This is a genomic window from Silanimonas lenta DSM 16282, from assembly GCF_000429065.1.
Taxonomy (GTDB): Bacteria; Pseudomonadota; Gammaproteobacteria; order Xanthomonadales; family Xanthomonadaceae; genus Silanimonas; species Silanimonas lenta.
In genome coordinates this window covers 94,694-104,543 of the sequence record NZ_AUBD01000011.1, presented here as the reverse complement: position 1 = coordinate 104,543, position 9,850 = coordinate 94,694, and the positions used below count along the sequence as shown (strand labels likewise).

Here is a 9,850-nt window from a genome sequence, read left to right as displayed (position 1 = left end):
TGCCCCGACCGAGGGAAGAGCGAAATGCCGCACGCGGCAGGCAGGCTCGCCTGCGATAACCGCCCTCCGCACGAGGCAGGCGCCCCAGAGAAGGGCAGCAAGAGGCAGGCGCCCCCGAGATTGAATCGCCTGCGGCAGGCGCGTTCCGACGCCTCGGGCGCAGGCCTTCAGAGCAGCCCGTGCGCTTCCAGCTTCTTGCGCAGGGTCGCGCGGTTGATGCCCAGCACCGCCGCGGCGCGGCTCTGGTTGCCCTCGCAGTGCTTCAGCACCTCGGCCAGCAGGCCCATCTCCATCTCCGCCAGCATCAGCGCATAGAGCGAATCGGCCTCGCAGTCGCCGCGGTCGCTGAGATAGCGGCGCGTGGCGCGGGCCGCGGCTTCGCGCAGCGCGGGTGTGGCAGATTCGGCACGGGAAGGAAGAGCGTTCACGGCATCCCCAGGAGCTGGCCCGCCGCCCTCCATTGGTGGCGGGGGAGGGGAGTCTGCCGCAAATCCCCCCGCGGCGCGACCTCGACCTTCGGGAAGCGTGAGCGCGGTGCCGGGTCTCAGTGGAAATCGAACTCGAAGGCCACGGCGCGGTTGCCAGGATCGAGGATCTCCAGCGCGATGGTGGCCGACTGGCCGGGCGCGAGTCCTTCGCGCGCGGGCGCGCCGCCGAGGTATTCCTCGGGGCGGAAGCGGCGCAGGCCGATGCGGCTGCCGTCGAGGTCGGTGAGGGCGAGTTCCAGCAGTGGCCAGGGCTGCGGCCAGCGGGCATCGTTGCGGAAGCTGGCGGTGACAAGCAGGGCCTGCGGGTGGCTGGGGTGCGGCTGGATCTCGCGGCTCAGCACGGTGAAGGCGCGGGGTTCGCGCCAGGGCGGCAGCGTGCAGCCGAGCAGGGCGCAGGCCCGTTCCATGAATGGCCGGGTGCGGGCATCGGCGGCGAGCCGCGCGCGGTCGGCCAGCAGTACCTGCAGCACGAGCAGCAGGCTGCCGGCCACCAGGCCCAGGGCCACGCCCCAGCGGCCCCTGGCCGAGAGCGGGGCGATCCGCGGCGGCGGGCGGACGAATCGGGGCAGGGAGCGCGACATGGCGCGGCAGTGTAGCCCTTCAGCCGCGGCGGTGGCCGTCGATGCGCACCCAGTCGCCGCGCTGCTCGACGTGGAGCGCATCGAACCAGGCGGCATAGCGCTGCAGCAGTGCGTCCTCCTGGCCTGCGAGGATCCCGGACAGCGCGATCCGTCCGCCCGGAGCAACGCGCGCGGCGAGGGTCTCGGCCAGCGCATCGAGGGCCACAGCGAGGATGTTGGCCACCACCACCGGATAGACCGCCTGCGGCTCTTCCGGCGGCAGGTACACCGAGAGCCGCCCGCCCAGGCCGTTGCGCAGCGCGTTCTCGCGGCTGGCGAGGATGGCCTGCGGGTCGTTGTCGACCCCCACGGCGCGCGCCGCGCCCAGCTTCAGCGCCGCGAGGGCGAGGATGCCGCTGCCGCAGCCGAAATCGAGCACGGTGGCGCCGGCAAGATCGAGGCCGTCGAGCCATTCTAGGCAGAGCGCGGTGGTGGCATGGGTGCCGGAGCCGAAGGCGAGGCCGGGGTCGAGGCGCACCACGGCGGCCTCGGAGCTGTCGGCCTCGGCGGGCAGGGCATGGTCCGAGGGCACGATCCAGGTGCGGCGGCCGAAGCGCATGGGCTGGAACTGGTCCATCCAGGCACGCACCCAGTCGGCGTCGTCCACCACGCGGAAGGAGGCCGAGGCGAGATCGACCCGCGGATCGATCGACTCCAGCGCCGCCAGCAGGGCCTCGCGCGGAACCCCGGTTTCGAACAGGGCCACCACCAGGCAGTCGGGCCAGAGCGGCATTTCACCGACCCCGGGTTCGAGGATGGACTGCTCCTCCGGGGTATCGGCGCACGGGTCGAGCAGGGTGACGCTCATGGCGCCGAGGTCGTGCAGGGCGCGCTCGAGCCAGGGCTCGTCGGTGGCGCGGCAGCGCAGGGAAAGTTCGAGCTGGGGCATGGGGGGATTGTAGGGCGGCACGCCTGGCCGCTCAGCCACCCGAGCGGATCTCGTCCAGGCGCTGGGCCATCTCCGCCCGCAGAGCCCGGCGCTGCTCGCCCTTGCGGTAGCGGCGCCGTTCGTCCTCGGTCTCGGGCACCAGGGGCGGTACCGGCGTGGGGCGGCCGTCGTCGCCCATGGCCACCATGGTGAAAAAGCAGCTGTTGACGTGGCGCACCGAGCGTTCGCGGATGTTCTCGGCCACCACCTTGATGCCGATCTCCATCGAGCTCGTGCCGGTGTAGTTCACCCGGGCCATGAAGTGCACCAGCTCGCCGACCAGGATCGGTTCACGGAAGGTCACCTGGTCCACCGAGAGCGTCACGCAGTAGCGACCCGCATAGCGCGAGGCGCAGGCGTAGGCCACCTCGTCGAGCAGCTTGAGCAGCGCCCCGCCGTGTACCTTGCCGCTGAAGTTCACCTTGTCCGGCGTCATCAGCACGGTCATGGTGAACTCGGCGGTGGCGGGGCCGGGACTGCCCATGGCGGGGCTTCAGCCGAGGCCGAAGCTCTTCTCCTTGCGTTCGGCCAGCCGCTTCTCGAGGTAGTGGATGTTGGTGCCGCCCTGCTGGAAGCCGATGTCGGCCATGATGCGCTGCTGCAGCGGGATATTGGTCTTGATGCCGTCGACGATCATCTCGGCCAGCGCCACGCGCATGCGCGCGATCGCCTGCGCGCGCGTCGCGCCATGCACGATCAGCTTGCCGATCATCGAGTCGTAGTTCGGCGGCACCTTGTAGCCCTCGTAGATGTGCGAGTCCACGCGCACGCCGGGGCCGCCGGCGGCGTGGAAATGCTTGATCAGGCCGGGGCAGGGCGCGAAGGTCTCGGGGTCCTCTGCATTGATGCGGCACTCGATGGCGTGGCCGCGCAGCACCACGTCTTCCTGCCGGATCGAGAGCTTCTCGCCGCCGGCGATCAGGAGCTGCTCGCGCACCAGGTCGATGCCGGTGACCAGTTCGGTGACCGGATGCTCCACCTGGATGCGGGTGTTCATCTCGATGAAGTAGAAGCGGCCGTTCTCGTACAGGAACTCGAAGGTGCCAGCGCCTCGGTAGCCGATGCGCAGACAGGCCTCCACGCAGACGCGGCCGATCTCGGCACGCTGCGCCTCGGTGATGCCCGGCGCCGGCGCTTCCTCGACCACCTTCTGGTGGCGGCGCTGCATCGAGCAGTCGCGCTCGCCGAGATGGATCGCGTTGCCCTGGCCGTCGGCCAGCACCTGGATCTCCACATGGCGCGGATTCTCGAGGAACTTCTCCATGTAGACCATGTCGTTGCCGAAGGCCGCCTTGGCCTCGGCACGGGTGGTGGCGATGGAGGCGATGAGCGCGCTCTCCTCACGGACGACCCGCATGCCGCGGCCGCCGCCGCCGCCCGCGGCCTTGATGATGACGGGGTAGCCGATCTCGCGGCCGAGGCGCAGGCATTCGGCCTCGTCGTCGGGCAGTGGACCGTCGGAGCCGGGCACGCAGGGTACGCCGGCCTCCTTCATCGCCCGGATCGCCTCCACCTTGTCGCCCATCATGCGGATGACATCCGCCGTGGGGCCGATGAAGACGAAGCCCGAGGCCTCGACCCGCTCGGCGAAGGTGGCGTTCTCGGAGAGGAAGCCGTAGCCCGGGTGGATGGCGTCGGCGTCGGTCACTTCCGCCGCGGCGATGATGGCCGGGATGTTGAGGTAGCTCTCGGCCGAGGGCGCCGGGCCGATGCACACCGACTCGTCGGCCATGGCCACGTGCTTGAGGTTGCGGTCGACGGTGCTGTGCACGGCCACGGTCTGGATGCCCAGCGCATGGCAGGCCCGCAGGATGCGCAGCGCGATCTCGCCGCGGTTGGCGATGACGACTTTCTTCAGCATGGCCGCCCGCTCAGCCGATCACGAACATGGGTTCGTCGAACTCGATCGGCTGGCCGCTCTGCACCAGGATGGCGCGCACGGTGCCGGAGACATCGGCCTCGATCGGGTTGAACATCTTCATCGCCTCGATGATGCCTAGGGTGTCGCCGGCCTTCACTGTCTGGCCCACCTTCACGAAGGGCGGTGCATCGGGGTTGGGGCTGGCGTAGAAGGTGCCAACCATCGGCGAGCGGATGGTGTGGCCGTCGGGAATGTCCTTGCCGGCCTTGCCATGCGATTCGCTGTGGTGCTCGGCGGCCGGCGCCTTCGCCGCAGGGGCGGGGGCGGCGGGGGCCATGGCGATGTGCTCCAGCGCGGCGGCGGGGGCCGGCGGCGCGGCCGGCGCGGCGCGGCTGGCCCGCGACAGGCGGACGGACTCCTCGCCCTCCTTGATCTCGATCTCGGTGAGGTTGGACTTCTCGAGCAGGTCGATCAGCGCCTTGATTTTGCGGAGGTCCATGGGCGGTCTCGCGTGCGGTGAAGGTGAAGGGAAAGGGGAAAGGCGGGCAGCGGGGAACGCGTGGGCGCTTCAGCGCGCCGAGACGTCGTGGCGTGGGGCGTCCAGCCGGAGGATTGCGGCCTCGAGGGCCAGCAGGTAGCTCTGGGCGCCGAAGCCGCAGACCACGCCGAGAGCCAGGTCCGAAAGATAGCTGTGGTGGCGGAAGGGCTCGCGGGCGTGGGGGTTGGAGAGGTGCACTTCGATGAAAGGGGTCTTCACCGCGGCGAAGGCATCGCGCAGGGCCACCGAGGTGTGGGTGAAGGCTGCCGGGTTCACCAGCACGATGGCGGTGCCGTCCAGCCGGGTGGCCTGCACCCGTTCCACGAGAGCGTGCTCGGCATTGCTCTGGAAGGCGCTGAGCTCATGCCCCGCGGCGCTGGCCCGCAGCGCCAGCCGGGTGTTGATGGCCTCCAGCGTGTCGCGGCCGTAGACCTCCGGCTCGCGGCTGCCGAGCAGGTTGAGGTTGGGGCCGTGCAGGACGAGGATGGAGGCCATGGCGGGCAGGGGCCGTCGAAGGCGCACAGCCTGCCCCGGTTAGAGCCGCCTGTCTAGAGTTTCGATGCGATTTCCCCGGAGATGACGGCTGTTTGTCGATCTGGAGTTTCGCGAAGTGCTGGACACGGGCTTGACTAGCGGGAGGCGTGAAGGGCGGCTTGACGCTCGTGTGCCCGCGTGCGAGGGTGGCGCAATCCCCTGCGCAAGGTGATCGTCATGCCCCCCCCCCGCGCGCACGTTATGCCACCCCTCTGGCGCGGTTCTAGCCGCCCTGTGCGCCGTTTCTGGCGTTTTGCACGCGTGCCCGCCAATCCCAGACCCGATCGTTGGCGACCCCTGCGCATCGCCGGGCCCATCGCTTCCCAAGGGGGCCAAGGTCGCCCACATGGAATTGCGTGGTGCTACAGGCGTCGGGGTGTTGGTGCTGGAGGATGGGACCCTCATTTCCCTGGATTTCGCCACGGGTGAGGTGGTGCTCCGCCCCGCCAGCGGGGCCGATATCCGAGTTCATCGTGATCAATTGCCTGCCGCTGCGCGAGAGCAGTTCATCCATCTCGCGTCGCGTGCTGCCGACAATCCCGGGTTTTCCTTCGAGGCCGGAACGAGTGCCCCGCCTTACGCCTCGGCTTCACCCGTCGTTGTCCCGCGATGGGGCTATCCGCTCAAGGAGTCAATGTTCGCTTTTGGCGGCCGGTATTTCCCGAAGAGCGGTGAGGACGAGGAGGAATCTCCCTGTGCTGAAAACCCGGCATCATGCCGGCCCCCTGTCCTACTGGAGCGCATTCAGGTGACGGGTTTCAGCATCGATGGCGTGAGTTCGTCTGACAGGTTTGATGAGTGGTGGGCGCGCACCAGCGATCCGCGACCGGTTCTCTCGCCCAGCGACATGAGATCTCTCTTCGACCAGTGGCATCTTGAGCAGGACCGATCACAGTGGGAGCAGTGGCGTCAGCGGCAATGTGCTTCGGTCCATTCCCACGTTGCCGCTTCCGCGACGGCAACCGCGGCTTTTGCGACTACCTGTGTTTTTTTATGGACGCCTGCGGGTGCCATAGGCTGTGCGGCATCGGCGGTCGCGCTCATTCTTGCCATGAGTCAGCAGGCTAGCGTCACGGCTGCTTGCGCCGGCTCTTATCCGGGCCCTGGAGGATGGCCGTGAAAACAGGCTTTTGGTTCGTCGATACCTTCGGTCCTTGGGGGCCACTGGTTACTGCGATCGCGAGTTTCTCGTTTCTGGTGCTTTATTGGGTATTTCTGAGGCCGCCTTTGATCGCCTGGGTAGAGAGCGATCCCGCATTACGGAAGAAAAGGCTGTCCCTTGTCATCGGTGTGGGCTTTTTTCTTGTGGCTTTGAGTTTCGTGCTCATTTTCTCGGCAGGATGAGTCGAGTCGGCTCGTCTCCATGGGGCTTATTTGCTTGTGGACATCCTCATCCGCCAAGGAAGGCATGAAAAATCCGCCAGCGCCCCGCATGTGAGCTCGCGGCTGAGACAGGCCCTTCCGTCGGCAAGGGGCGCGATGGCGTTATTTGTTCGATAGCGCCGTCCTTCCCTTCGCAACTCGCTCTTCCACCCAGTCCGCCACGTCCTTGGCCTCGTCGAAGGGCCGGGAATGCGTGGCCACCAGCCGGCCTTCGGGGTCGATGAGCACGGTGTAGGGCAGAAGGCCTCGGGTGTTGCCGAGGCGCACCGAGCTGTCGCGCGGGGAGTTGGGTTCCACGAAGACCGGGAAGCCCACCGGTTGGCGTTCGAGGAAGGCGCGGGCGTCCTCGGGGGGCTCGAGGGCCACGCCGATCACCTGCACCCCGCCCTCGCCCTGTGCCCGGTGGAAGGCGTCGAGGGCCGGCAGTTCCTTGATGCAGGGCGGGCACCAGCTGGCCCAGAAGTTGATCAGCCGCCAGCGGCCCTCGCCGGGCAGGGGCTGGTTCACGCCCTCGAGCGTGGTGCCGACGAGCGGTCCGGCCGGCTCCCCCAGCGCCACCACGCTGAGGCCCTCGGGCACGGCGGCACGCCGCGCGGCGTCGAACTCGCCGCGCAGCCACAGGCCGAGCGCGGCGCTGCCAAGGGCGAAGCCGGCGATCAGGGTCCACTGCAGCCAGGGCTTCATGCGGCGCTCCTCAAGGCGTGCCGCCGCGGGCGGTGGCGCGGGTGAGGGCTGCTTCGACGAGGCCGGAGGTCAGCAGGGTCGGCAGTACCTCGGGTGCCCCGCCGTCGGCCGGGTAGACGGCGTAGAAGGGCACACCCACCGCGCCATGCTCGGCAAGGTAGGCGGTGATGGCGGGATCGACGTCGGTCCAGTCGCCCTTGAGGTAGACCGCGCCGGCGCGCTCCAGGGCGTGGCGGAAAGCGTTGGTGGCGAGCACGGCGCGCTCATTGGCCTTGCAGGTGACGCACCAGTCGGCCGTCATGTTGACGAACACCACCCGGCCTTCCGCGCGCAGCGAAGCCAGCGCTTCCGCAGAGTACGGAAGGCTGCCGTCCGCCGCGGGCTGCGATGCGGCGATCGCACCACCTCCCGCGGCCGCGGAGGCGCGCGCAGCCGGCAACTGCTGCACCGGCCAGAGCACCGCCACGCCGGCCGCGGCGACGGCCAGCGCCAGGGCGCGCAGGGTGGCGCTGCGGTAGCGCGCGGCCTCCCAGGCCCAGAGGCCGAGGGCCAGCAGCACCGCGCCGACCAGCAGCCAGCCCACGGCATCGGCTCCGCGCTGCTTGGCCAGCACCCAGGCCAGCCACACGGCGGTGAGGTACATGGGGAAGGCGAGGAACTGCTTGAGCCGGTCCATCCACGCCCCGGGTTTCGGCAGGCGGGCGGCCAGGCCGGGCAGGAAGCCGATGGCGAGGAAGGGCAGGGCAAGGCCCAGGCCCAGCGCCACGAAGACCCCCAGCGCCACGCCGGCCGGTGCGGCGAAGGCATAGGCCAGGGCCGCGCCCATGAAGGGCGCCGTGCAGGGGGCGGCCACCACCACCGCCAGCATGCCGGTGAAGAAATCGCCGGCCGGGCCGGAGCGCGCGGCCAGCGATTGGCCGAGCCCGGCCAGCCCGCCGCCGAGGGTGAACACGCCGGAGAGCGACAGGCCGATGGCGAACATCAGCAGCGATAGCGCGCCCACCACCAGCGGCTGCTGCAGCTGGAAGCCCCAGCCCAGGGCCAGCCCGGCGGCGCGCAGACCGAGCGCCAGTGCGCCGAGCGCGGCGAAGCTCAGCACCACGCCGGCGCTGTACCAGAGCGCATGGGCGCGGGCCCTGGCCGGGCTCTCGCCGCTGCCTGCGAGGCCCAGCGCCTTGAGCGAGAGGATCGGCAGCACGCAGGGCATGAGGTTGAGGATCAGGCCGCCGAGCAGGGCGAAGCCCAGCGCCGCGAACAGGCCGATGCCGCCGCCCGCCCCGCCGTTCGCCGCGCCCGCCTCCGGCGTCGCCGTGCTTGCGCTCGCCGGCGCATCGGCCAGCGCGATCTCAAAACGGCGGCTGAGCGGCGGGTAGCAGACGCCGTTCTCCTGGCAGCCCATGAAGCCCAGCTCGAGGCGGAGGGTGTCGGGGCCCGCCTGCGCGCGGACCACCTCCAGTGGCAGCAGCAACTCGTCGAAATAGACCGCCTGCTCGCCGAAGTACTCGTCGCGGATCGTGCGCGCGGGCGGCCACTCGCCGGGGCGGACCACGGCGCCCTTGTCGCTCCGCGCGGCGAAGGTGGTCTTGTCGCGGTAGAGGTAGTAGCCCGGGGCGATGGTGAAGCGCAGCACGAGGCGGTTGGGGCCGTCGGTGGCCACCTCGACGCGGTAGGCCTCGGTCTCCGGCAGCGGCAGGCCGGGACCGGTGGCCGTCGTGTCTCCGCCGAGCAGGGCGCTGCGCGGGGAGGCCCCGAGCAAGGCGACCACCGGGGACGGCCCGGCCGGCGCGGGCAGGGCCAGGTCCAGTTCGCGCACTTGCGGCGGGTAGCAGATGCCGATATCGGCGCAGCCCTGGTACTTCACCCGCAGGCGCACCCGGGTGGCGTCGTCGGCCGCGGCGCCGGTCAGCGTGGCGAGCAGCGACCCGCGGTAGGTCTCGACCTCGCCGAAGAATTCGTCGGTGTGGCGTTCACCGGCGGGCAGGGCGAGGTTCGCCGCCGAAAAGCCGCCGTCCAGCACCTCGACCGCGGTGCGGTGGCGGTACAGGTAGTAGCCCTCGGCAATCGCGAAGCGCACCTCGATGGCATCGCGGCCACTGGCCTTGGCGGAAAGCGCGAAGGCCTCGTCCACCGGCAGCAGCGCATCCTGTCCGGCCGCGGCCAGCGGGGCGGACAGGGCCGGAGCGAGGAGGGTGGCGAGCAGGAGCAGCAGGCGGCGGACGGGCCGCAGGAGGCGGGGCATGGGGTGGCGTATCCGGAGGGCGCCGCAAGGCGCCGAAGGCCCGATTATCGCCAAGCCGGTGTCGGCGCGAGGTGCGAAGGACCCGGGGCCCCGGACTCGGGGCGTTCAGTCCGCGTCGCCCGGCTCGCCGGCGGCCGTCTCCCCGGCCAGCCAGCGCAGGTAGGCCGGCAGGCCGGCGCTGGCGTCCACGGCGAGGAGTTCCGGCACCTCGTAGGGGTGGCGTGCACTGAGCCCGCGCTCCAGCGCGGCATAGCGCCCGGCCGTGGTCTTGATCAGCAGCAGGGTTTCCGTGGCCTGCTGCACCTCGCCCTCCCAGCGGTAGGTGCTGCGGATGCCGGGCAGGGCCTGCACGCAGGCCGCCAGGCGTTCCTCCACCAGCCAGCGGGCGAGGCGGTCGGCCTCGGCGGGCGGCACGGCGCAGAACACGATCAGGGCCTCGGTCTCGGGGCGGGCGGCCATGGCAGGGCTCCGGGAGGGGGGGGCGCCAAGGGTGGGCCGGGCGGGGTAGGGCCGCAAGCCACCCCTTGAAACCTGCCGGGCCGGCCCCATCTGCTGCCCCGCGATCCTGAGGCCCC

Annotated in this window: 12 protein-coding genes; 2 read left to right on the top strand and 10 right to left on the bottom strand. The window is 70.4% G+C overall.

Annotated features, from left to right (window positions below):
• Nucleotides 1-167 precede the first annotated feature (167 nt).
• From G408_RS0107250 to aroQ, 7 genes are all read right to left on the bottom strand, one after another.
• Nucleotides 168-428: a helix-turn-helix domain-containing protein gene (locus tag G408_RS0107250; protein ID WP_028770553.1), complete on the bottom strand. Its 261-nt coding sequence runs from the start codon at nucleotides 426-428 to the stop codon at nucleotides 168-170.
• Between the two features lie 116 nt (nucleotides 429-544).
• Nucleotides 545-1,069 carry a DUF3426 domain-containing protein gene (locus G408_RS0107245; RefSeq protein WP_156890088.1) on the bottom strand — a complete coding sequence of 175 codons (525 nt, stop codon included), beginning with the start codon at nucleotides 1,067-1,069 and terminating at the stop codon, nucleotides 545-547.
• Nucleotides 1,070-1,088: 19 nt separating this feature from the next.
• Nucleotides 1,089-1,997 (bottom strand): 50S ribosomal protein L11 methyltransferase, encoded by a 909-nt coding sequence (gene prmA, locus G408_RS0107240; protein ID WP_028770551.1) that lies wholly within the window; start codon nucleotides 1,995-1,997, stop codon nucleotides 1,089-1,091.
• Between the two features lie 31 nt (nucleotides 1,998-2,028).
• Nucleotides 2,029-2,520 (bottom strand): acyl-CoA thioesterase, encoded by a 492-nt coding sequence (locus G408_RS0107235; protein ID WP_028770550.1) that lies wholly within the window; start codon nucleotides 2,518-2,520, stop codon nucleotides 2,029-2,031.
• A gap of 9 nt (nucleotides 2,521-2,529) precedes the next feature.
• Nucleotides 2,530-3,897 carry an acetyl-CoA carboxylase biotin carboxylase subunit gene (gene accC, locus G408_RS0107230; protein WP_028770549.1) on the bottom strand — a complete coding sequence of 456 codons (1,368 nt, stop codon included), beginning with the start codon at nucleotides 3,895-3,897 and terminating at the stop codon, nucleotides 2,530-2,532.
• Nucleotides 3,898-3,907: 10 nt separating this feature from the next.
• Complete coding sequence (accB, locus tag G408_RS0107225) at nucleotides 3,908-4,396, bottom strand: acetyl-CoA carboxylase biotin carboxyl carrier protein (RefSeq protein WP_028770548.1); 489 nt, start codon at nucleotides 4,394-4,396, stop codon at nucleotides 3,908-3,910.
• Between the two features lie 69 nt (nucleotides 4,397-4,465).
• Nucleotides 4,466-4,930 carry a type II 3-dehydroquinate dehydratase gene (aroQ, locus tag G408_RS0107220; RefSeq protein WP_028770547.1) on the bottom strand — a complete coding sequence of 155 codons (465 nt, stop codon included), beginning with the start codon at nucleotides 4,928-4,930 and terminating at the stop codon, nucleotides 4,466-4,468.
• Between the two features lie 385 nt (nucleotides 4,931-5,315).
• Here aroQ and G408_RS15300 point away from each other — a divergent pair, with 385 nt between their 5' ends.
• Together G408_RS15300 and G408_RS15295 are read left to right on the top strand one after the other, a co-directional pair.
• Nucleotides 5,316-6,089, top strand: a complete 774-nt coding sequence (locus G408_RS15300) for a hypothetical protein (protein ID WP_156890087.1) — start codon at nucleotides 5,316-5,318, stop codon at nucleotides 6,087-6,089.
• Complete coding sequence (locus G408_RS15295; protein ID WP_156890086.1) at nucleotides 6,086-6,313, top strand: hypothetical protein; 228 nt, start codon at nucleotides 6,086-6,088, stop codon at nucleotides 6,311-6,313. Before G408_RS15300 ends, G408_RS15295 begins: the two co-directional genes overlap by 4 nt.
• A gap of 141 nt (nucleotides 6,314-6,454) precedes the next feature.
• Here the strand turns inward: G408_RS15295 and G408_RS15075 are convergent, their stop codons facing one another.
• The 3 genes from G408_RS15075 to cutA all read right to left on the bottom strand — a co-directional run bounded on the left by G408_RS15075 (nucleotide 6,455) and on the right by cutA (nucleotide 9,734).
• Complete coding sequence (locus tag G408_RS15075) at nucleotides 6,455-7,036, bottom strand: TlpA family protein disulfide reductase (protein WP_084628121.1); 582 nt, start codon at nucleotides 7,034-7,036, stop codon at nucleotides 6,455-6,457.
• Between the two features lie 10 nt (nucleotides 7,037-7,046).
• Entirely contained in the window at nucleotides 7,047-9,275 is a 2,229-nt protein-coding gene (locus G408_RS0107210; RefSeq protein ID WP_028770546.1) for a protein-disulfide reductase DsbD family protein, read from the bottom strand.
• Between the two features lie 105 nt (nucleotides 9,276-9,380).
• Nucleotides 9,381-9,734 carry a divalent-cation tolerance protein CutA gene (gene cutA / locus G408_RS0107205; RefSeq protein ID WP_051282734.1) on the bottom strand — a complete coding sequence of 118 codons (354 nt, stop codon included), beginning with the start codon at nucleotides 9,732-9,734 and terminating at the stop codon, nucleotides 9,381-9,383.
• Between the last annotated feature and the right edge of the window lie 116 nt (nucleotides 9,735-9,850).